Annotated in this window: 16 protein-coding genes; 10 read left to right on the top strand and 6 right to left on the bottom strand. The window is 60.6% G+C overall.

The features are described from left to right. Positions 1-113: 113 nt before the first annotated feature. Positions 114-1169, bottom strand: a complete 1056-nt coding sequence (locus tag HNQ83_RS27145; RefSeq protein ID WP_175391930.1) for an AraC family transcriptional regulator — start codon at positions 1167-1169, stop codon at positions 114-116. Positions 1170-1428: 259 nt separating this feature from the next. On the opposite strand from HNQ83_RS27145, the gene HNQ83_RS27140 reads away from it, so the two are divergent. The 7 genes from HNQ83_RS27140 to HNQ83_RS27110 all read left to right on the top strand — a co-directional run bounded on the left by HNQ83_RS27140 (position 1429) and on the right by HNQ83_RS27110 (position 12852). Continuing rightward, a complete protein-coding gene (locus tag HNQ83_RS27140; protein ID WP_175391929.1) occupies positions 1429-1995 on the top strand; it encodes an alpha/beta hydrolase in 567 nt (188 codons plus the stop codon). Positions 1996-2125: 130 nt separating this feature from the next. Continuing rightward, positions 2126-4138: a DUF1302 domain-containing protein gene (locus HNQ83_RS27135; RefSeq protein WP_175391928.1), complete on the top strand. Its 2013-nt coding sequence runs from the start codon at positions 2126-2128 to the stop codon at positions 4136-4138. Between the two features lie 40 nt (positions 4139-4178). Then, on the top strand, positions 4179-5537 hold the full coding sequence (locus tag HNQ83_RS27130) for a DUF1329 domain-containing protein (protein ID WP_175391927.1): 1359 nt from the start codon (positions 4179-4181) through the stop codon (positions 5535-5537). Positions 5538-5604: 67 nt separating this feature from the next. After that, positions 5605-6678 (top strand): YCF48-related protein, encoded by a 1074-nt coding sequence (locus tag HNQ83_RS27125; protein WP_175391926.1) that lies wholly within the window; start codon positions 5605-5607, stop codon positions 6676-6678. A 32-nt stretch (positions 6679-6710) separates the two neighbouring features. Next, positions 6711-9194: an RND family transporter gene (locus HNQ83_RS27120; protein ID WP_175391925.1), complete on the top strand. Its 2484-nt coding sequence runs from the start codon at positions 6711-6713 to the stop codon at positions 9192-9194. Positions 9195-9256: 62 nt separating this feature from the next. Then, positions 9257-11035, top strand: coding sequence for an acyl-CoA dehydrogenase C-terminal domain-containing protein (locus tag HNQ83_RS27115; protein ID WP_175391924.1), 1779 nt, complete (start codon positions 9257-9259; stop codon positions 11033-11035). Between the two features lie 170 nt (positions 11036-11205). Further along, complete coding sequence (locus HNQ83_RS27110) at positions 11206-12852, top strand: long-chain-fatty-acid--CoA ligase (RefSeq protein WP_175391923.1); 1647 nt, start codon at positions 11206-11208, stop codon at positions 12850-12852. Positions 12853-12974: 122 nt separating this feature from the next. Here the strand turns inward: HNQ83_RS27110 and HNQ83_RS27105 are convergent, their stop codons facing one another. The 5 genes from HNQ83_RS27105 to arcD (HNQ83_RS27085) all read right to left on the bottom strand — a co-directional run bounded on the left by HNQ83_RS27105 (position 12975) and on the right by arcD (HNQ83_RS27085) (position 18299). Further along, a complete protein-coding gene (locus HNQ83_RS27105) occupies positions 12975-13337 on the bottom strand; it encodes a DUF5064 family protein (RefSeq protein ID WP_175391922.1) in 363 nt (120 codons plus the stop codon). 79 nt (positions 13338-13416) lie between these two features. Next, positions 13417-14346 (bottom strand): carbamate kinase, encoded by a 930-nt coding sequence (gene arcC / locus HNQ83_RS27100; RefSeq protein WP_175391921.1) that lies wholly within the window; start codon positions 14344-14346, stop codon positions 13417-13419. Between the two features lie 150 nt (positions 14347-14496). After that, positions 14497-15507, bottom strand: a complete 1011-nt coding sequence (locus HNQ83_RS27095; RefSeq protein ID WP_008057963.1) for an ornithine carbamoyltransferase — start codon at positions 15505-15507, stop codon at positions 14497-14499. Positions 15508-15579: 72 nt separating this feature from the next. Continuing rightward, positions 15580-16836 (bottom strand): arginine deiminase, encoded by a 1257-nt coding sequence (arcA, locus tag HNQ83_RS27090; RefSeq protein ID WP_175391920.1) that lies wholly within the window; start codon positions 16834-16836, stop codon positions 15580-15582. Positions 16837-16871: 35 nt separating this feature from the next. Then, positions 16872-18299, bottom strand: a complete 1428-nt coding sequence (arcD, locus tag HNQ83_RS27085; protein ID WP_175391919.1) for an arginine-ornithine antiporter — start codon at positions 18297-18299, stop codon at positions 16872-16874. 437 nt (positions 18300-18736) lie between these two features. On the opposite strand from arcD (HNQ83_RS27085), the gene arcD (HNQ83_RS27080) reads away from it, so the two are divergent. From arcD (HNQ83_RS27080) to ppk2, 3 genes are all read left to right on the top strand, one after another. Then, positions 18737-20164 (top strand): arginine-ornithine antiporter, encoded by a 1428-nt coding sequence (arcD, locus tag HNQ83_RS27080; RefSeq protein ID WP_175391918.1) that lies wholly within the window; start codon positions 18737-18739, stop codon positions 20162-20164. 129 nt (positions 20165-20293) lie between these two features. Continuing rightward, a complete protein-coding gene (locus tag HNQ83_RS27075) occupies positions 20294-20956 on the top strand; it encodes a hypothetical protein (RefSeq protein ID WP_175391917.1) in 663 nt (220 codons plus the stop codon). 54 nt (positions 20957-21010) lie between these two features. Next, the gene (gene ppk2 / locus HNQ83_RS27070) at positions 21011-21832 is read left to right on the top strand and encodes a polyphosphate kinase 2 (protein WP_175391916.1); all 822 of its coding nucleotides are present in this window, start codon (positions 21011-21013) and stop codon (positions 21830-21832) included. Positions 21833-22040: the final 208 nt, after the last annotated feature.

Here is a 22040-nt window from a genome sequence, read left to right as displayed (position 1 = left end):
CGGCTGTGAGGCCGTCTCGCTGTAAAAGCGAAACCATAGGTGGCCGTTACCGCAGCAATGGATATGTACACCAAAAGCACTGCGACTTGGCGAGCATGCCCGCTCCCCAGGGTTCAGTTTTTACTCGAACCGGGGAGGGGGGTGGTGTCAGTGGGTGCTTTCAACGTGCCGGATTTTTGCGTGGTGCGCCAGGTCGCCGGCGGCATGCCGAACTGGCTGATGAACCAGCGGGTGAAGGAGCTGGCCATGGAGTAACCCAGCATGTCGGCGATGCGCCCCAGCGAGTAATTGGGGTTTTCCAGATAACGCACCACCAGGTCACGCCGCACGTCGTTGATCAGGTCGTTGAAGGCGCAGCCATCGTCCTTCAAACGCCGTTGCAGGGTCCGCACATTCATGCCCTGGGTCTGGGCGATTTGCTCGATGGTGGCGCGCCCCATGGGCAGCAGCAGGTAGATGGCCTTGCGCACTTCGAACAGTGTCGAGGGCCCTTCGTGGCTCTGCAGCGAGTCAAGGTAACGCTGGGCATGACGCGCCATCGCCGGGTCGGCATGGGGGTTGGTCATGTCGAGGCTGGCATCGGGGCAGACGATGCCGTTGAACTCGCTGCCGAACTCCAGATTGCAGCCGAACAGGCGACGATGCAGTTGCAGGTTGTCGGGCGGCTGGTGGGTGAAGTTGACGCTGTAGGGTTGCCAGTGGGCACCGAGCAGGGCGGCGCACAACCGGAACATCACGCCGATGGCCAGTTCATTGGCTTGCCGGCAGGACATGGGGGAGTCGGTGATCACTTCCTCGCGAATGATCACCATCTTGCCGGCTTCTTCGATGAAGATCGCCAGCGATTCGTTCATCAGGTGTCGATAATGCACCAGCACCTGCAAGGCATCGCGCAACGTTCGCTGGTGCGTCAGCAGCAGGCTGACGACACCGAAATCCGAGAGTTGACGCGACTCGGCCATGCTCAGGCCAAAGCTCTGGCAACCGCTGGCGATGGCCGATTCTTCCAACAGCCGAACCGCCGAATCGATCGGGATTCGATGCTCGGGCGCCTGTAGCCGGGCCTTGCTCAGGCCGACGCCCGCCAGCGAATCGTGCGGGTTGAACCCCAGGTAATGAGCAACGTCCAGGTAGTTGGTCAAGACGGCGGCGCGAACGAGCTTGGTCATGCAGTGGCGTTCCTGCAGTGGTTTCGATGGAAATGAGCGTGGCGAATATAGCGCCAGCACGTCAGCAATTGAACAGGTTTCAAGGTCACGTTAACAGCTAAAAAGCGACCACCTGGCAGCTCCAGTAAAGCTGTCATCAAAAGAAAAGCCACTGTCGTCAAATGAAAAGCGCGACCCCTCCTGGCTCTTTAATGTCGGTACTACAAAAAACGCCTGACCAATGAGTCAAGCAAGTCACCGAGAAGCCGAAGGTGTTCAAGTGGACAAATTACATACCACCGCAACCGTTCTGATCGTACCGGGCCTGCGCGAGCACGTTGCCGAACATTGGCAAACGTTGCTTGAAGCCCGTTTGAGCAAAGTACGCAGCGTTCCGCCACTTGAGACCGACAAGCTCGACTGCGCTGCCCGCGTCCGGGCGATCCAGCATGAGCTGGAGCAAATCGACGGCCCCGTGATCCTCGTCGCCCACAGTGCCGGCGTGCTGATGGTTGCGCACTGGGCGGCCCGGTACAACCGTCCGATCAAGGGCGCTCTGTTGGCCGCGCCACCCGACCTGGCGGCCCAATGGCCGCAAGGTTACCCAAGCCCGCAATCCCTTCGCGACCACGGCTGGACCCCCATGCCCCAAGGGGCGTTACCCTTTCGCAGCCTCGTCGCTGCCAGCACCGACGATCACCTCGCCAGCTTCGCCGCGGTCACTCGCATGGCCCGGGACTGGGAGGCGGAGCTGGTCAACCTCGGCGCCGTCGGCCACCTCAATCCGGCTTCGGGCTTCGGTCCCTGGCCCCAGGCAGAAGCACTCATTCTGGACCTGGATCGCTAGAAAGGCGCCGGCGCGGCTACCCGCCATCCGGCATTTGTCCTCACTCCCCAATGCGTTGGCGCGCTCCTGTCGGGCGCCTGCGCGGGGACCCCTGCGCTTAAAACAAATACAAAAATGCGGAGCCAACGCAATGCACAACAATAAGAGTCACGGTTACACACTTCCTTCGCGTCGCAGTCTGCTGGCCCTGGCGATCCTGGCGGCATCGATGCCGGCTGCTCACGCCATGGAGCTGGACACCGGCAATCCCGACTGGAGCGTGCGCTTCGACAATACCGTGAAGTACAACTACGGCGTACGCACCGAAAGCGCCGACAAGCGCATGCTCGGCACGCCGAACAACAACGACGGCGACTACAACTTCCGCAAGTCCGGGACCAACATCACCAACCGGGTCGACCTGTTGACCGAGATGGATGTGGTCTACAAGCAGAACATGGGTTTCCGTGTCAGCGCCGCGAGCTGGTACGACAAGGCCTATGAAAACACCGGCTCCAACTCCAACCCGTTCGTCAACGGTAATAAAGGTACCTCGGGCCTGGTCGACAACGACCCGCGTCTGGCGGGCGTGACCAATGACAATGTCGGTTTCGGCAGTCCTCATCTGAGCAACTACGCCCAGCGCTACTACACCGGTCCGTCCGGCGAAATTCTCGATGCCTTCGTGTTCTACAGCACCGAAGTCGGCGAAGAGTCGATGTTCAGCATCAAGGCCGGCCAGCACAACGTGTTCTGGGGTGAAACCATCCTCAACCCGGTGCATTCGATGAGCTACGGCCAGTCCGGCCTGGACCTGGCCAAGTTGGCCGCGTCGCCGGGTACCGAGGCCAAGGAACTGTTCGTGCCGCGTAACCAGGTGTCGATGTCGTTCACCCTCAATCCGGAGCTGACCATTGGCGCCCAGTACTTCCTGGATTGGGATGCGGCGCGCCTGCCTGAGGCTGGCACTTACTACGGCGGTTCCGACCTCGTGGGCTTCGGCGCACAGTCGTTCCTGCTGGGCAACACCAACTCCTTCACCGCACCCCCGCTCGGTTGCGGCCTGGCACCCTGCAACGCATTGACCAACGTGCGTCGCGGCAATGACCTGGAACCGGATCATCACGGTGACTGGGGTGTCATGGCCAAGTGGTCGCCAGCCTGGCTGGACGGCACCCTCGGCGTTTACTACCGCCAGACCTCGGATATCCTGCCTCAAGCCTGGCTGGATGCTCGCGGCTTGAGCTCTGCCAACGCCAACGGCACGCGACCTGCAGGCCAGGGGCCGGCCGTGATTAACACCCTGAACTCGTTGAGCACCGCCACCTACCAACTGGCTTATTCCGACAAGATCGACATCTTCGGCTTCAGCCTGTCCAAGGATGTCGGTGGCGTCAGCGTCGGCAGTGACCTGAACATCCGCCACAACATGCCGCTGGCCAGTATCCCGGCCATCGTCAGCACCACCAGTCCGCTGGGTCTCGGTCAAGGGCTTGGCCTGTTGCCGCCACGTACTGCAGCCACCGGCGTGATCTATGACACCCCGCACGATGGCGACAGCATGAGCGCCACCGGTGACACCCTGCACTGGACCATCAACGGCCTGATGACGCTGCCCAAGACGCCGGTGTTCGACTCGGCCGTGCTGCTCACCGAGCTGTACTACAGCAACCTGCTCAAGCTCGATAGCAAAAACGAGGCGCTCTACAAGGGCAAGGACAGCTATCGCGGCATCGACGCGCCGACCCGTGACAACTGGGGCATCGCGGTCAACTTCACCCCGACCTGGTACCAGGTGTTCCCGGGCGTGGACATGAACCTGCCGATGTCGGTCAACGTCGGCCTCGACGGTGTGTCACCGGTCTCCGGTGGCGGCGCCAAGGACACCGGCAACTATGCGGTCGGCGTCGGTGCCGTCGTTTACAACAAGTACTTCGTCGACCTCAAGTACGTCGACGCCTTCGGTAAAGCTGACAAGTGCAACGTCAGCGGTAACAGCACCGGCGCGGCAAACGCCGGCAGTGGCGACGGCTCCACGCCGAACGCCTTCAGCGGTAACGAAAACTATGCGTGCTACGCCGGTGGCTATTCAGCCTTCTCGGGCGGCGGTGCGACCACAGAAGACCGTGGTGCGCTGTACCTGACGCTGAAAACCACCTTTTGATTCACCCAATGCTTAGTCAATAAGCAGGAGTTAGAAAACCATGAAATTCGTCAAATCCTTGTTGGCCGCGTCCCTGGCCATGGCCATGGCTGCTCAAGTTCACGCAGCCGTATCGACTCAAGAGGCCGGCAAGCTCGGCAGCAGCCTGACCCTGGTGGGTGCTGAAAAAGCCGCCAGCACCGATGGCTCCATCCCGGCTTATGCCGGTGGCCTGACCACGGCCCCGGCCAGTTTCAAGGCCGGCGACAGCATGCGTCCGGATCCGTTTGCCAGCGAAAAACCGCTGCTGGTGATCGATGGCAAGAACGTCGACCAGTACAAAGGCCTGCTCTCGGCTACCACGGTCGAGCTGGCCAAGCGTTTCCCGACATTCCGTGTCGATGTCTACCCGACCCACCGCACCGTGGCATTGCCACAAGCGGTGCTGGATAACAGCGTGAAAAACGCCACCGGCGCCAAGTCCCTGGAAGGCGGCCTGGCCATCGACAACGTCCTGCCAGGCGTACCGTTCCCGATTCCGCAATCGGGCAGTGAAGCGATGTGGAACTTCCTGCTGCGTTACCAGGGCGTCAACATCAACTCCAAGTACGACTCGTGGAACGTCGACTCGGCAGGTGTGCCGAGCCTTGCCACCACCGGCCAGGCGTTCATCACCTATCCGATCTACGAAAACATGTCGCAGCCGATCACCAGCTCCGACGTCTACTACCAGATGAAGCTGTATTACACCGGGCCTGCGCGCCGGGCCGGTGAGTCGATCATGCTCAAGGACGCCGCCAACCCCCTGGAACAGCCACGCCGCGCCTGGCAATACCTGCCGGGTCAGCGTCGGGTCAAACTGGCACCGAACCTGGCCTACGACACGCCGAACCCGGGTACTGCGGGCGCCGGCACCTACGACGACGTGTTCGTGTTCAACGGCGCACTGGATCGCTACGACTGGAAACTGGTCGGCAAGCAGGAAATGATCGTGCCGTACAACACCTACAAACTGACCTACGTCCAGGACCCGAAAAGCATTACCACCGCCAACCACATCGCACCGGACTTCGTGCGCTGGGAGAAACACCGCGTCTGGGTAGTGGAAGGCAACCTCAAGGCCGGCGCCCGTCACGTCTACCAGAAACGTCGCTTCTACCTGGATGAAGACAGCTGGGCCGCTCTGGCGTCCGACCAGTACGACGCCCGTGGCCAGCTCTACCGTGGTTCCTTCGCCTTCCTGAGCCAGAGCTACGACAAGCAAGTGCCGGATTCGACGCCCTTCATGATCTACGACCTGGTCGGCGGCTCCTACAACATCAACGGTGTGGTCGGTCCTTACGGTGGCATCCGCTACATCGACTCGCTGTCCAAGGCGCAGTGGTCGCCGGAGTCCCTGGCGGGCGCCGGTATCCGCTAAGCATCGGGTTTCAACGCCGGGTCGCCCGTTGCGGGCACCCGGCGCCGTTTTCTCATGAGGACGCCGTATGGTTTCGTTCAAGAAGTGCGTGCCGCTGCTACTGGGCGCCGCGCTGGCTCTGTCGCAAGGATTCGCTCAGGCTGCCGCCTACGTCGATGTGCTTGATCTGCCCGCCAGGCCCAGTGCCCTGGCCGTGCGCAGCCCTTTGCTGGACACGGCCCGTGCCGGAGACCGACTGGTTGCCGTGGGTCAGCGTGGTCACATCCTTTATTCCGATGACGCCGGCCAGCAATGGCGGCAGGCTGCCGTACCGGTCAGTGCCGACCTCAATGCCGTGTATTTCCCCTCGCCGATGAAGGGCTGGGCGGTCGGCGGCGATGGTGTGGTGTTGCACAGCAGCGATGGTGGCGAAACTTGGGTCAAACAACTCGATGGACGCCAGATCGGTGACTTGCTGGTCAAGCATTACACGGCGTTGGCACAGGCCGAGCCGGCCAACGAGCAATGGCCGCTGTTGGTCGCCGAAGGTCAGCGCCTGGTGGAAGAGGGCGCCGACAAGCCTCTGCTGGATGTCTGGTTCGCCAACGACCAACTCGGCTACGCGGTGGGGGTCTTCAACCTGATCCTGCGCACCGAAGACGGTGGTCAGCACTGGACGTCGTTCCAGGACCGCACCGACAACCCACAAAGCTTTCATCTCAACGCCATTGCCTCCACGGGCGATGGGCTCTACATCGCCGGCGAGCAGGGCCTGCTGATGAAATGGGATGACGCCGGGCAACGCTTCATGGCCTTGCAGACCCCCTATCAGGGCAGTTTTTTCGGCGTGATCGGCAAGCCTGGCGAAGTGCTGGTCTACGGCTTGCGTGGGCATGTGTTGCGCAGCACCGATGGTGGGGCCAACTGGACATTCCTCGACACGGGCCTGCAAGTCAGCATCACCGCTGCAACGCTGGGCGATGACGGTCATTTCCGGTTATTCACCCAGGCCGGGCATGAGTTGCTCAGTCAGTCTCCCGAGACTCGACTGCAACTGATCGCCCAGAAAAACCAGTCACCCGTGGCCGGTGCCGTGCAGGCCGCCGATGGGTCGCTGATCGTGGTGGGCAGTCGTGGTGCGCGGTCGCTTTCCAAAGAATAAGAACCGATAAAAATCAGAGCGGGTACCCTCCTATGGGCAATATTCAGCAAGACACCATGCCGGTGATTGGCGACTTGCGCGACTTCGATCACCGTTCCGGCAATCGCCTGGAACGCTGGGTGTTCAACTACCGTCCGCTGTTCATGCTGCTGATGGCGGTGATCACACTCTTACTGGGCTACATGATGGCAACCCGCCTGGAGTTGCGCCCAAGCTTCGAGAAAATGATCCCGCAGAGTCAGCCGTACATTCAGAATTTCCTGGAGAACCGCCAGTCGTTGCGCGGCCTGGGAAGCTCGGTGCGGGTAGTGGTGGAGAACACTCAGGGCGACATCTTCGACCCCGAGTACTTGAACGTGCTCAAGCAGGTCAACGATGAGTTGTTCCTCGCCGAGGGTGTGGACCGCGCCTGGATGAAGTCGCTGTGGAGTCCGGCGGTACGCTGGACCGAAGCCACTGAAGAGGGCTTCCAGGGCGGCCCGGTGATGCCGGATGCCTATCAGGGTACCCCTAAAGACATCGAGCAATTGCGTCAGAACATCAACCGCGCCGGCATTGTCGGCAGTCTGGTGGCCAGCGACTTCAAGTCAACCATGCTGATCGTGCCATTGCTGGACAAGGCCTCGGCCACCGGCCATGGCATCGATTATCACAAGTTTTCGCGGATGCTCGAAGAGCGCCTGCGCGACAAGATCGAGTTCGCCGGCGCCGAGCACAAGGCCGGGGAGGAGGGCAAGGGGCACTACAAGGTCCGGGTGATCGGCTTCGCCAAGCTGATGGGCGATCTGATCGATGGTTTGATTCAGGTGATGATGTTCTTTGGCCTGGCGATCATCACGTCGCTCATCATTATTTACGCCTACACCCGTTGCGTGCGCAGCACCCTGTTGGTGGTCGGTTGCTCGCTGATCGCGGTGATCTGGCAGTTGGGCATCGTCGCCTGGCTGGGTTACGCCATCGACCCTTACTCGGTGCTGGTGCCGTTCCTGATTTTCGCCATTGGCGTGTCCCATGCCGCGCAGAAGATGAACGGCATCATGCAGGACATCGCCCGGGGCACCCATAAGCTGGTGGCCGCGCGCTACACCTTCCGCCGTCTGTTCATCGCCGGCGTCACCGCGCTGCTCGCCGATGCCGTCGGTTTCGCGGTGTTGATGCTGATCGACATTCCGGTGATCCAGGACCTGGCCATCACCGCGAGTATCGGCGTGGCGGTGCTGATTTTTACTTCGCTGTTGCTGATGCCTGTCGCACTGTCGTACATCGGTGTCGGCAGCAAGGCCGCTGCCCGCGCGTTGAAGATCGACACCCGGGCCGCCGAGCATCGGGGCTTTGGCAAACTGTGGGACATGCTTGACCGCTTCACCACGCCCAAGTGGGCCACGGGCACAGTCCTGGTCGCGCTGGTGCTGGGCATCGCCGGTTTCATGGTCAGCCTGCAGCTGCAGATCGGCGACCTCGACAGTGGCGCGCCGGAGTTGCGTGCCGACTCACGCTACAACCGCGACAACGCCTACATCACCAGCCACTATGCGCTGTCCAGCGATCTGTTCGCGGTGATGATCAAGACCGCGCCGGAAGGCTGCCTGAATTATCAGACGCTGACGCTGGCTGACCGCCTGGCCTGGGAACTGCAACAACAACCCGGCGTGCAGGCCACCTCATCGCTGGTCAACGCGGTGCGCCAGATCACCGCCGGCACCTTCGAGGGCAACCCCAAGCTCAACAGCATCCAGCGCAACCAGAACGTCTTGAACTATGCCGCGCAACAGGCCTCGGTCAACGCTCCGGAACTGTTCAACACCGACTGTTCGCTGATGCCGGTGATCGCCTTCCTCAAGGACCACAAGGCGCAAACCCTGGACGCGGTGGTGGCCATCGCCGACCAGTTCGCCAAGGAAAACAGCACCGCGGATCGTCAGTTCCTGCTGGCCGCCGGCAGCGCAGGCATTGAAGCGGCGACCAACATCGTGGTGCGTGAAGCCAACCACACCATGCTCCTCTACGTGTACGCCGCAGTAACGCTGTTCTGCCTGATCACCTTCCGCAGCTGGCGCGCCACGCTGGTGGCGCTGCTGCCTTTGGTACTGACGTCGATCCTCTGCGAGGCGTTGATGGTGGTCATGGGCATTGGTGTGAAAGTGGCCACGCTGCCGGTGATCGCCCTCGGGGTCGGGATCGGCGTGGACTACGCGCTGTACTTGCTCAGTGTGCAGTTGCAGTACCAGCGCCAGGGCATGCCATTGGCGCAGGCTTACCGCAACGCGGTGTCGTTCACCGGCCGGGTGGTGGGGCTGGTGGGCATCACCCTGGCGGCGGGTGTGGTGTGCTGGGCCTGGTCGCCGATCAAGTTCCAGGCTGACATGGGCATCCTGCTGACCTTCATGTTCCTGTGGAACATGCTCGGTGCACTGATCCTGATTCCGGCACTGTCCTTTTTCCTGCTGCGAAACGTCACTCCAATTCCATCAAAGTCCACCGAACGTTCGGCGGAGCTTGTTGGCGTCCACTCCTGAGGGTGGCACTTCCATTGACCAGGGCATCGTCGATGCCCTGACATTGCCTGAGTCTTTCAAACATGTCTGATTACAAAGCGCCCCTGCGCGACATTCGGTTCGTACTCAACGAAGTCTTCAACGTTTCCACGCTATGGGCCGCCATGCCGGCGCTGGCCGAGGTGGTGGATCAAGACACCGCCAACGCGATCCTCGAAGAGGCCGGCAAGATCACTGCCGAACTGATTGCACCGCTCAATCGCAGTGGCGACGAGCAAGGTTGTTCGTGGCGCGACGGTGAAGTCACCACGCCAGAGGGCTTTGCCGATGCCTACCGTGCCTTTGCCGAGGGTGGCTGGGCCGGCGTGGGCGGTGACCCGGCGTACGGCGGCATGGGCATGCCCAAGGTCATCGGCGCCCAGGTCGAAGAGATGGTGAACGGCGCCAACCTGTCGTTCGGCCTGTACCCGATGCTGACCGCCGGTGCCTGCCTTGCGCTTAATGCTCACGCCAGTGAAGAACTGAAAGCGGCTTACCTGCCGAACATGTACGCCGGCACCTGGACCGGTTCCATGTGCCTGACCGAGCCCCACGCCGGCACCGACCTGGGGATTATCCGTACCAAGGCCGAGCCTCAGGCCGACGGTTCCTACAAGGTCAGCGGCACCAAGATCTTCATCACCGCTGGCGAGCACGACCTGGCCGAAAACATCATTCACCTGGTGCTGGCCAAGTTGCCGGACGCCCCGGCAGGGCCAAAAGGCATTTCGCTGTTCCTGGTGCCGAAGTTCATGGTCAATGCCGATGGCAGCCTGGGCGCGCGCAACCCGGCCAACTGCGGTTCGATCGAGCACAAGATGGGCATCAAGGCATCGGCCACGTGCGTGATGAACTTCGACGACGCCGTGGGTTATCTCGTCGGCGAGCCGAACAAAGGCCTGGCGGCGATGTTCACCATGATGAACTACGAGCGCCTGGGCGTTGGTATTCAAGGCCTGGCCACGGCCGAACGCTCTTATCAGAACGCCGTGGAATATGCCCGTGACCGCCTGCAAAGCCGTTCGCCGACCGGTGCGCAGAACAAGGACAAAGTGGCTGACCCGATCATCGTCCATCCGGACGTGCGTCGCATGTTGCTGACCATGAAAGCCTCGAACGAAGGCGGTCGTGCGTTCTCGACCTACGTAGCGCTGCAACTGGACACTGCCAAGTTCAGCGAAGACGTCGCCACCCGCAAACGCGCGGAGGAGCTGGTGGCGCTGCTGACCCCGGTGGCCAAGGCGTTCCTGACCGATCTCGGCCTGGAAACCACGGTCCACGGCCAGCAGGTGTTCGGCGGCCATGGCTACATCCGCGAATGGGGCCAGGAGCAACTGGTGCGCGACGTGCGCATCACCCAGATCTACGAAGGCACCAACGGCATTCAGGCACTGGACCTGGTGGGGCGCAAGATCGTGGGTAACGGCGGGACAGCCTACAGGCTGTTTGCCGACGAGATTCGTCATTTCACCGCCACGGCGGACACGGCGCTGGCCGAATTCATCAAACCGCTCGAGGCGGCGCTGGATAACCTCGACGAACTGACCGCGTGGGTACTGGATCGCTGCCAAGCCAACCCGCAAGAGATCGGCGCCGCTTCGGTGGAGTACTTGCAGGCTTTCGGCTACACGGCTTACGCCTACATGTGGGCGTTGATGGCCAAGGCCGCGTTGGGCAAGGAAGCGCAGGACGATTTCTACGCCAGCAAACTGGGTACGGCACGGTTCTACTTCGCCCGCCTGTTGCCGCGCATTCATTCGTTGAGTGCGTCGGTGAAGGCCGGCAGCGAGTCGCTGTTCCTGCTCGACGAATCGCAGTTCTGACGAGCAACTGTCCATGTGACGAACTTCTGTGGGAGCGAGCCTGCTCGCGAATGCAATCGATCAGCTGACCTCAATGTTGACTGATCCGGCGCTTTCGCGAGCAGGCTCGCTCCCACAAGTGGGCGACGCAACGCAGTTCTGACAATTAACAGCATCAGGAAGAGTTCACTGTGGTGACTACAAAAATAATTGCGCCCGCGCAAGATGCCTACACCTATCCTTTGTTGATCAAAAGCCTGTTGCTCTCGGGCGGGCGCTATTGCCCTGATCAGGAAATCGTTTACGCCGACAAGCTGCGCTACAACTACCGGACACTCAACGAGCGCATAAAACGCCTGGCCGACGCACTGACGAAAGCCGGGGTCAAGGCCGGTGATACCGTGGCGCTGCTGGACTGGGACAGCCACCGTTACCTGGAATGCTTTTTTGCCGTGCCGATGATTGGCGCGGTGCTGCACACGGTGAATATTCGTCTGTCGGCGGAGCAGGTGCTCTACACCATGAACCACGCCGAGGATGACCTGGTGCTGGTGCACGACGATTTCCTGCCCCTGGTCGAGCAGATCCATGATCAGCTGACCACCGTCAAAGGCTACATCCAGCTCAGTGACGGCGAAGCACCCTCGACCGCGCTCCCGGTGCTGGGTGAATACGAATGCCTGCTGGCCAGCGCCGAACCGCATTTCGACTTCCCGGACTTCGACGAGCAGTCAGTCGCCACCCTGTTCTACACTACGGGAACGACCGGCGACCCGAAGGGTGTCTACTTCACCCATCGCCAGTTGGTGCTGCATACCCTCAATGCCGTGGGCACCCTCGGTGTGTATCAGGGTCGGCCGCTGTTGCGCTCAGACGATGTGTACATGCCCATCACGCCGATGTTTCACGTGCACGCCTGGGGCGTGCCATATGTCGCGACCCTGATGGGCATCAAGCAGGTGTACCCCGGTCGTTATGAACCCAACACCCTGGTCAGGTTGTACCGCGAAGAAAAGGTGAGCTTTTCCCATTGCGTGCCGACGATTCTGCAAATGATCCTGGGCTGCGATGAAGCCACCCAGACGGACTTCAGGGGCTGGAAAATGCTGTTGGGCGGCAGTGCCTTGACCCACGGTCTGGCCGCGCTGGCGACGGAACGGGGCATGCATGTCTACAGTGGCTACGGGATGTCCGAAACCTGTCCGCTGCTGTGCCTGACGCACTTGAGCGGTGCCGAACTTGATCAGCCGGCGCACTCGCAGGTGGACGCGCGCATCAAGACCGGAGTGGCCGTGCCCATGGTGGACTTGAGGATCATCGATGCCGGTGGCAACGAAGTGGTTCAGGACGGCGAAGCGTTGGGCGAGATCGTGGTCCGCGCGCCATGGTTGACCCAGGGCTACTTGAAGGCGCCCGAGCAAGGCGCACAACTCTGGGAAAACGGCTGGATGCATACCGGCGACATCGCGTCGATCGATGCGCTGGGTGTGGTGGAGATCAAGGACCGGATCAAGGACGTGATCAAGACAGGCGGGGAGTGGATCAGCTCGCTGGAACTGGAAAGCCTGATCAGCGAGCATCCCGCCGTCACGTCTGTTGCGGTCGTTGGCATTCCTGATGCGCAGTGGGGTGAGCGGCCCGTGGCTTTGGTTGTTTGCGTGCCGGGAGATGAAGTGACCGTGCAGCAACTGGAAGCTCATCTGCTTCAGTATGTCGAGAGTGGCCGGATCAACAAGTGGGCGATCCCGAGACGGATCCGGGTGGTGGCTGACATTCCCAAGACCAGTGTCGGGAAAATCAACAAGAAGCTCATTCGTGAGCAGTATGGGATTTGCTGACGCTTGAGGCCACGATGAGTCTGTGGGAGCGAGCCTGCTCGCGAAGGCGGCGGATCATTCAACCTCGATGTTGACTGGCGCACCGTTTTCGCGAGCAGGCTCGCTCCCACAGGGGGAGTGGGTTATTCCAGGTGCTCGGGTTTGACCGGGTCGCCGGACTTCATGTTCAGCTGCACCCGCACATCCTCGAACATCGCGTCGTAGTACTTGTGTATCGAGCCGATGCTGCTCAGTGCCTTGGGAATCCCGTATTTCTCTGCGATTTTCGTCACGTTGCTGGCAAAGTTGTAGGCCTGATCCTTGGGCAGGAAGAAGGGGTCGTCGACCTCCTTGCCCTGGATCGTTCCGTGCATCTTGAACAGCATCCCTTTGCCTTCCTTGGGATCCTGCACGACCTCGTAGTCTAGATGGATGTTGTAGCTGACATCGTCCTTGTTCAGCGCATGGCGCTCGATGTGCAGATGACCGGGCTCGAACGTAGCCATTGTCGTTTCTCCTTCGAAGGCATTGGAGAAGGGCAGACCCTGGATCTGCCCCGGGAGTTTCTAATTATGCGTGGCTTTTTTAAACGTAGCTGATGCCAGGCTTCTCCGTGCTGATGCGGGTGCCGGCCTTGCCCTGGACAATCGCTTCGATGTCCGAGAGCGAGCCGATCACCGCGACTTTCCCGGTGTTGCGGGCAAACTCGCAGGCGGCCTGGACCTTGGGCCCCATGGAACCGGCGGCGAAGCCGAGTTTCTCCATTTCGTCGGGGTGGGCCTGGGCAATGGCTTTCTGGGTCGGTTTGCCGTAATCGATGAACGCGGCGCTGACGTCGGTGGCGATCACCAGCAAATCGCTTTCCAGTTGTTCGGCCAGCAGCGCCGAGCACAGGTCCTTGTCGATAACCGCTTCCACGCCTTCAAGTTTGCCGGGGGAGGTATACATGGTCGGAATGCCGCCACCGCCGGCGCAAATCACGATGCTGCTTTTTTCCAGCAACCACTTGATCGGGCGGATCTCGAAAATGCGCTTGGGTTTGGGGCTGGCCACCACACGGCGGTATTTATCGCCGTCCGGGGCAATCGCCCAGCCTTTTTCAGCGGCGAGTTTTTCGGCTTCGGCCTTGGAGTACACCGGGCCGATGGGTTTGGTGGGGTTCTGGAACGCCGGGTCATTGGCGTCCACTTCGACCTGGGTCAGCAGCGTGGCGAAAGGCACTTCGAAGGCCAGCAGATTGCCCAGTTCCTGTTCGATGATGTAGCCGATCATGCCTTCGGTTTCCGCACCGAGCACGTCCAGCGGGTAAGGGGAAACGGAGGTGTAGGCGGCCGCTTGCAGCGACAGCAGGCCGACTTGCGGACCATTACCGTGGGCGATCACCAGTTGGTTGCCAGGATGGATCTTGGCGATCTGCTCGGTGGCGATCCGGATATTGGCGCGCTGGTTTTCCGCCGTCATGGGTTCACCCCGGCGGAGCAGGGCGTTACCGCCCAGAGCAACGACGATACGCATAATGCAGTCCTTCTAAGTAATAGCGGGCAACCCGGTCTCCTGTGGGAGCGAGCCTGCTCGCGAAAGCGGTGCGTCAGTCAACATCGAGGCTGATGATCCGCCGCCTTCGCGAGCAGGCCCGCTCCCACAAAGAGCAAGCCGGGTGAGCCGTTAAAGGTCAGCCAGGGTCGACACCAGGATCGCCTTGATAGTGTGCATGCGGTTTTCCGCTTGCTCGAAGGCAATGCAGGCCGGCGACTCGAACACGTCATCGGTCACTTCGATACCGTTCTTCAAGTGTGGGTACTGCTCGGCGATCTGCTTGCCGACCTTGGTGTCGCTGTTGTGGAACGCCGGCAAGCAGTGCATGAACTTGGTGCGCGGGTTGCCGCTGGCTTTCATCAGTTCGGCATTGACCTGATACGGCAGCAATTGCTGGATGCGTTCGGCCCAGGCTTCAACCGGTTCGCCCATCGAAACCCACACGTCGGTGTGGATGAAGTCCACGCCCTTGACCGCGGCTTTCGGGTCTTCGGTCAGGGTGATGCGGGCACCGCTTTCTTCACCGTATTTTTTGCAGCGAGCCACCAGATCATCCGCCGGCCACAGGGCTTTCGGCGCGCAGATGCGCACGTCCATGCCCAGCTTGGCGCCGATCAGCAACAGCGAGTTGCCCATGTTGTTGCGCGCGTCGCCGAGGTAGGCGTAGCTGATTTCGTGGATCGGTTTGTCGGCGTGTTCACGCATGGTCAGCACGTCGGCAATCATTTGTGTCGGGTGATATTCGTCGGTCAGGCCGTTGAATACCGGTACACCTGCGAACTTGGCGAGTTCCTCGACGATCTCCTGCTTGAAACCACGGTATTCGATCGCGTCGTACATGCGCCCCAGCACGCGGGCGGTGTCTTTCATGCTTTCCTTGTGGCCGATCTGCGAGGAGTTCGGGTCGATGTAGGTGACGTTGGCCCCCTGGTCATAGGCCGCGACTTCGAAGGCGCAACGGGTACGGGTCGAGGTCTTTTCGAAGATCAACGCGATGTTGTTGCCCTTGAGGTGTTGCTGTTCGGTGCCGGTGTACTTGGCGCGCTTGAGGTCGCGGGACAGGTCGAGCAGATAGCGCAATTCGCGAGGGGTGTGGTGTTCCAGGCTCAGCAGATTGCGGTTGTGAATATTGAACGCCATTTTGGATCTCCTAAGGTATCGGTTGTCCCCCTGGCCGAGTCTGCGGTGGCAGAGTCGGCCAGGGACATCGGGTTAGTAGTCGATCGGATCGCGGATGATCGGGCAGGTCATGCAATGGCCGCCGCCGCGTCCGCGCCCGAGTTCGCCGGCGCTGATGGTGATGACCTCCACCCCGGCCTTGCGCAGCAGGGTGTTGGTGTAGGTGTTGCGGTCATAGCCGATCACCACGCCGGGTTCCACGGCCACCACGTTGTTACCGTCGTCCCACTGTTCGCGTTCGGCGGCGAAGCTGTTGCCGCCGGTTTGCACCACGCGCAGCTCTTTGAGGTTGAGGGCCTTGGCCACGACGTCGAGGAAGTGGCCTTCTTCGCGGCGGATGTCGATGCCGCCTGGTTTGCTTTCGTCCGGGCGCAGGGTGAAGCCGACGATCTGGTTCACCACTTCCGGGAAGATGGTCACCAGATCCCGGTCGCAGAAACTGAACACAGTGTCCAGGTGCATGGCCGCACGGGACTTGGGCAGGCCGGCAACGACCACTTTCTCCACGGCCTTGTTCTTGAACAGGTTGATCGCCAGTTGGCCAATGGCCTGGCGTGACGAGCGTTCGCCCATGCCGATCAGAACCACGCCGTTGCCGATCGGCATGACGTCACCGCCCTCAAGCGTGGACTGGCCGTGATCTTTGTCTGGATCGCCGTACCAGATTTCGAACTCGGCGTTGGTGAATTGCGGGTGGAATTTGTAGATGGCGGTGGTCAGCAGGGTTTCCTGACGGCGCGCCGGCCAGTACATCGGGTTGAGCGTCACACCGCCGTAGATCCAGCAGGTGGTGTCGCGGGTGAACTGAGTGTTGGGCAGCGGCGGCAGCAGGAAGCTGGAGCTGCCGAGGAAGTCCCGGAACATCTGGATGGCTTTGCCGCCGAAGCTGTCCGGCAGGTCATCGCCCGAGACGCCGCCAATCAGGAACTCGGCGATATGGCGAGGTTCCAGGCTGCGTAGCCAGGAGTCCACTTCCTTGATCAGGCCCACGCCGACGGTATCGGGGGTGATCTTGCGCGAAAGAATCCAGTCGAGCGCCTCTTTATTAGCGACGATGTCGGTCAGCAGATTATGCATTTCCAGTACTTCGATGCCGCGCTCACGCATCTTGGTGACGAAATCAAAATGATCGCGCTTGGCCTGGGCAACCCACAGCACATCATCGAAAAGCAATTCGTCGCAGTTGTTCGGGGTCAGCCGCTGATGAGCCAGGCCGGGGGAGCAAACCATGACTTTGCGCAGTTTCCCGGCTTCGGAATGAACGCCGTACTTAACTTTTTCCGTGGTCATTTCAGTGTTCCTCCAGATGAAAAGTTATTCAGGTCTTACAGAGTCAGGAAGCCGTCATACAGCCCATAGGCCGCCACCACGGCGCCTACGACAACCACTGCGAAAATCAGCTTCTCGATGTTGGTGAAAACCGGTTTGTTGAGTTCCATCTTGGCCTTGGCGAACAGGATCACGCCGGGGGCATAGAGCAGGGCGGACAGCAGCAGGTATTTGACGCCACCGGCATAGATCAGCCAGATCGCATAAATCAGTGCGATAACGCCGATGAGCAGGTCTTTGCTGCGCTCGGAGGCAGCGTTTTCATAGCTTTCGCCGCGTACCGCCAATAGCAGTGCATAGGCCGCTGACCACAGGTAGGGAACCAGGATCATCGAGGTGGCGAGGTAGATCAGCGACAGGTAGGTACTGGCCGAAAACAGCGTGATGATGAGGAACAGCTGGACCATCGCGTTGGTCAGCCACAGGGCGTTGACCGGCACATGGTTGGTGTTCTCCTTGCGCAGGAACTCCGGCATGGTGTGGTCCTTGGCCGCGGCGAACATGATTTCCGCACACAGCAAGACCCACGACAGCAGTGCACCGAGCAGGGAAATGATCAGGCCGACGCTGATCAGAATCGCACCCCAGTCGCCCACCACATGCTTGAGCACCGCCGCCATCGACGGGTTCTGCAGTTTCGCCAGTTCCGGTTGGGTCATGATCCCCAGCGACAGCACGTTCACCAGCACCAGGAACAGCAGCACGGTGATGAAACCGATCACGGTGGCCTTACCGACATCGCTGCGTTTCTCCGCCCGGGCCGAGAAGATGCTCGCGCCCTCGATACCGATGAACACCCACACGGTTACCAGCATCATTTTGCGTACCTGGTTCATCACACTGCCCAGGTCCGGGTTTTTCACGCCCCAGATGTCAGCGGTGAAGATGTCCAGTTTGAAGGCGAAAATCGCGATCAACACAAACAGCAGCAGCGGAACGATCTTGGCGACCGTGGTCACCAGGTTGATGAACGCCGCTTCCTTGATCCCCCGCAGCACGAGGAAATGCACCGCCCAGAGCAAGATCGAGGCACCGATGATGGCGGCCACCGTGTTGCCTTCCCCAAAAATCGGAAAAAAGTAACCCAGGGTACTGAACAACAGGACGAAGTAGCCGACGTTGCCCAGCCAGGCGCTGATCCAGTAACCCCACGCGGACGAGAAGCCCATGTAGTCGCCGAAGCCCGCCTTGGCGTAGGCATACACACCGCCGTCCAGGTCAGGTTTGCGGTTGGCCAGGGTCTGGAAGACGAAGGCCAGGGTCAGCATGCCCACGGCCGTGATCGCCCAGCCGATCAATACCGCGCCAACGTCGGCACTGGCGGCCATGTTCTGTGGCAAAGAGAAGATCCCGCCACCGATCATGGAACCGACAACCAACGCTACCAGTGCACCGAGTCGCAATTTTCCGGGGGTATCAGACATGGTGTGCCTCCATTGCGGGAAAAGTGAGAAAACAGGTTAGTTTTCTTCGCTATTCAAACACCTGACTTGGGTCAATGCCGGGTCACCAAGCGTTGCCAGTTAATGGCTTTGTGAAATGCTGTCGATATATATCCATAGCCGGAGAAGCCCTTTCCAGAGGCCTCGGCCAACGTTAGATAAAAACAACTGGGATCCATTGAAGTTTAGACGCTAGTTGGTTTTTCTGTTTTGTAAAGTTCTAGCGAATATCTTCATGGTTTTGACGCCTGCCAACGCATTGGCTATTTAAGACCAACGCTCTTAGAGTGATTAGATATAAAAAATCCGCCATTGATCGAGCATTAGTTAGTAAACGTTATTACGCTTAGGCTATTTAGCTTAAATCCAGTTATGTGACGGTCTCGCGACGATGGCCGCACCGGCAGGGAGACACAGGAATGTCGCAACCGACGCAAAAGCTGCGCTTGAGTGCCCTGATAGCCCTGGTGGTAGGGTCGATGATCGGCGGGGGGATCTTCTCCTTGCCCCAGAACATGGCGGAACGCGCCGATGCCGGTGCCGTGCTGATCGGCTGGGCCATCACCGCCGTGGGCATGCTGACCCTGGCGTTCGTGTTCCAGACCCTGGCCAATCGCAAACCCGAGCTCAATTCCGGTGTGTATGCCTACGCCAAGGCGGGTTTCGGCGATTACATGGGCTTTTCCTCGGCCTGGGGTTACTGGATCAGCGCCTGGTTGGGCAACGTCGGCTATTTTGTCCTGCTGTTCAGTACCCTCGGTTACTTCTTTCCGGTGTTTGGCCAGGGCAACACGCCGATTGCCATCGGCTGTGCCTCGATCCTGCTGTGGGCAGTGCATTTCCTGGTGATGCGCGGGATCAAGGAGGCAGCGTTCATCAATCAACTGACCACGGTGGCCAAGGTCGTGCCGCTGATCATGTTTATCGTCATCGCCGCCGTGGCCTTCAAGGCCGATATCTTCACCCGCGACATCTGGGGGAGCAGCAATCCGAACTTCGGCAGCGTGATGGACCAGGTGCGCAACATGATGCTGGTGACCGTGTTCGTGTTCATCGGCATCGAAGGCGCCAGTGTCTATTCGGCACGGGCGGAAAAACGCTCGGACGTCGGCCGGGCAACGGTCATCGGTTTCATTGGCGTGCTGGCGCTGCTGGTGCTGGTCAACGTGTTGTCGCTGGGCATCATGAGCCAGCCGGAATTGGCCAACCTGCAGAACCCGTCGCTGGCCGCCGTGCTGGAACACATCGTCGGCCCCTGGGGGGCGTTGTTGATCAGTGTCGGACTGGCGATTTCGCTGCTTGGCGCCTTGTTGTCCTGGGCGCTGCTGTGCGCCGAGATTCTCTTCGCCACCGCGAAGGACAAGACCATGCCGGCGTTCCTGACCCGGGAAAACGCCAACCATGTGCCGGTCAATGCGCTGTGGCTGACCAACGTCATGATCCAGGGTTTCCTGTTGATCACCCTGTTTTCCGCCAGTACCTACACCAGCCTGATCTACCTCGCATCGTCGATGATTCTGGTGCCGTACCTGTGGTCAGCGGCGTATGCGGTGCTGTTGAGCGGGCGCGGTGAAACCTACGAAAACGCATCCGCCGAGCGCACCAAGGACTTGATGATTGGCGGTATCGCACTGGTGTATGCGACCTGGCTGTTGTATGCCGGCGGGGTGAAATATCTGCTGTTGTCGGCGTTGCTGTACGCGCCCGGTGTGATCCTGTTCGCCAAAGCCAAACACGAGCAGGGCCAGCCGTTGTTCACCACCGTGGAAAAGGCGATTTTTACCGTGGTCATCAGCGGCGCCGGATTGGCGGCCTATGGTTTGTACAGCGGGGTGCTGTCGCTGTGAGCGTCGTTGCTCGCCGTTCAAAACAAGCGGTGGCGACCGAAGCGGCCATTGCGTTTCAAACTACACTCAACTCTTGCTGAATGCCCCCACTGACCTTCACACAGGCCTGGATCTGCCAAGGTTGGACACATGCAAAGCAATGCTGAACAAAAGCCGGGACGCGTGCTAGATCCAGTCGATCGGGTTACCGAGGTCATCTTCGGCCTGCTGATGGCGATGACATTCACGGGAACGATCAGCGTGGTCACCGCCGATCAGGAAGCGGAGCGGGTGATGATGCTGGCGGCCCTGGGCTGCAATCTCGCCTGGGGCCTGGCCGATGCGGTGATGTACCTGTTGCGGACCCTGATCGAGCGCACCCGCAATCGCACGCTCCTGGCCAACCTGTGCGGCGGCGCGGACCCGGCGACCGGACAGGCGCTGGTTGCGGATGCATTGCCGGGGCGCCTGGCGGCAGCGGCCGGCACCGATGGGCTGGAGTTATTGCGTCGCCGCCTGATCGAGGCGCCTGCCATGCCGGCGTCGCCACGCCTCGGTTGGGAAGACTTCAAGGGCGCATTGGGCGTGTTCCTGTTGGTGGTGGCCTCGACGTTCCCGCTCGTGGTGCCGTTCCTGTTGCTCGAGCAAACCCAGCTTGCCGTTCGCCTCTCCAACCTGATCGGACTCAGTGTGCTGTTCGTGGCCGGCTGGATGCTTGCCCGATACGCCGGTGCGAAACCGTGGCAAGGCGCGATAGCGCTGACGATTACCGGGGCGCTGTTGATCGCCGCAATCATCGCCCTCGGGGGATAGACCGCCGCCCTGCGCCTGGAGCCCTGCAGCATTGTCTTTCGTGAGGAGTTGATCATGGCAAAAGAAAAAAAACGCGCCAGCAAGCGTCAGTCCGCAGAAACCCCGAAACTCAAGAACAAGGAGTATCTGGAGCAGTTGCGGATGTTGCACATCGAGCTGGTCAAGTTGCAGGAGTGGGTCAAGCAAGAGGGCATCAAGGTCTGCATCGTCTTCGAGGGACGCGACGGTGCCGGCAAGGGCGGGACGATCAAGGCGCTGACCGAACGGGTCAGCCCGCGGGTCTTTCGGGTCGTGGCGTTGCCGGCGCCGACCGATCGCGAGAAGAGCCAGATGTACATGCAGCGCTACCTGCCGCACTTGCCGGCGGCCGGCGAAGTGGTGATCTTCGACCGCAGCTGGTACAACCGCGCGGGTGTCGAGCGCGTGATGGGATTTTGTACCAAGGAGCAGGTCGAGAAGTTCCTCAAGGCCGTGCCGCTGTTGGAGCGCGCCATCGTCGATTCGGGTGTCATCCTGCTCAAGTACTGGCTGGAAGTCAGTCCGGAAGAACAGACCCGCCGGCTTGAAGGGCGCATCAAGGACGGGCGCAAGATCTGGAAGCTCTCGCCGATGGACCTCAAGTCGTACAGCCGCTGGTATGACTATTCCCGGGCACGCGACGACATGTTCCACGCGACCGATACCGAATACGGGCCGTGGCTGGTGGCCGACTCCAATGACAAGCGCCGTGCGCGCCTGAACATCATCACCGACATGCTCAGCCGCATTCCCTACAAAGAGGTGCCGCGCGACAAGGTGGTGTTGCCCAAGCGGCAGAAACCGGGTGGGTATCGCGAGCCGGATTATCCGTTTCGGCGTATTCCCGAGAAGTTCTGAGCGACGCCGTGTTGGGCTGCCACGTTGGACAGGTCCCTGTGGTGGGCATATCCGTTTCTTCGGTAACGGCGACTTACGGTTCCGCTCTTACAGCGGGTTACTTGGAAGAGCGCCAAGTAACCAAGCGCTTTTGCCCCTGTCGTTCGGTGCCTCGCTAAGGCTCGGCATGCCCTCGCTCCGGTCCTGCTCCGTGGGCCCGCCGCCATCG

Source organism: Pseudomonas sp. C2B4 (assembly GCF_013359695.1).
GTDB lineage: Bacteria > Pseudomonadota > Gammaproteobacteria > Pseudomonadales > Pseudomonadaceae > Aquipseudomonas.
The sequence above is the reverse complement of the archived record's forward strand: the minus strand, read 5'-3'. Positions and strand labels throughout refer to the sequence as shown.

Excerpts from the sequence above, each read along its gene's own strand:
- HNQ83_RS27145 (WP_175391930.1), bottom strand. The coding sequence starts at position 1,169 with ATGACCAAGCTCGTTCGCGCCGCCGTCTTGACCAACTACCTGGACGTT.
- HNQ83_RS27135 (WP_175391928.1), top strand. The coding sequence starts at position 2,126 with ATGCACAACAATAAGAGTCACGGTTACACACTTCCTTCGCGTCGCAGT.
- HNQ83_RS27130 (WP_175391927.1), top strand. The coding sequence starts at position 4,179 with ATGAAATTCGTCAAATCCTTGTTGGCCGCGTCCCTGGCCATGGCCATG.
- HNQ83_RS27125 (WP_175391926.1), top strand. The coding sequence starts at position 5,605 with ATGGTTTCGTTCAAGAAGTGCGTGCCGCTGCTACTGGGCGCCGCGCTG.
- HNQ83_RS27120 (WP_175391925.1), top strand. The coding sequence starts at position 6,711 with ATGGGCAATATTCAGCAAGACACCATGCCGGTGATTGGCGACTTGCGC.
- HNQ83_RS27115 (WP_175391924.1), top strand. The coding sequence starts at position 9,257 with ATGTCTGATTACAAAGCGCCCCTGCGCGACATTCGGTTCGTACTCAAC.
- HNQ83_RS27105 (WP_175391922.1), bottom strand. The coding sequence starts at position 13,337 with ATGGCTACGTTCGAGCCCGGTCATCTGCACATCGAGCGCCATGCGCTG.
- arcC (WP_175391921.1), bottom strand. The coding sequence starts at position 14,346 with ATGCGTATCGTCGTTGCTCTGGGCGGTAACGCCCTGCTCCGCCGGGGT.
- HNQ83_RS27095 (WP_008057963.1), bottom strand. The coding sequence starts at position 15,507 with ATGGCGTTCAATATTCACAACCGCAATCTGCTGAGCCTGGAACACCAC.
- arcA (WP_175391920.1), bottom strand. The coding sequence starts at position 16,836 with ATGACCACGGAAAAAGTTAAGTACGGCGTTCATTCCGAAGCCGGGAAA.
- arcD (WP_175391919.1), bottom strand. The coding sequence starts at position 18,299 with ATGTCTGATACCCCCGGAAAATTGCGACTCGGTGCACTGGTAGCGTTG.
- arcD (WP_175391918.1), top strand. The coding sequence starts at position 18,737 with ATGTCGCAACCGACGCAAAAGCTGCGCTTGAGTGCCCTGATAGCCCTG.
- HNQ83_RS27075 (WP_175391917.1), top strand. The coding sequence starts at position 20,294 with ATGCAAAGCAATGCTGAACAAAAGCCGGGACGCGTGCTAGATCCAGTC.
- ppk2 (WP_175391916.1), top strand. The coding sequence starts at position 21,011 with ATGGCAAAAGAAAAAAAACGCGCCAGCAAGCGTCAGTCCGCAGAAACC.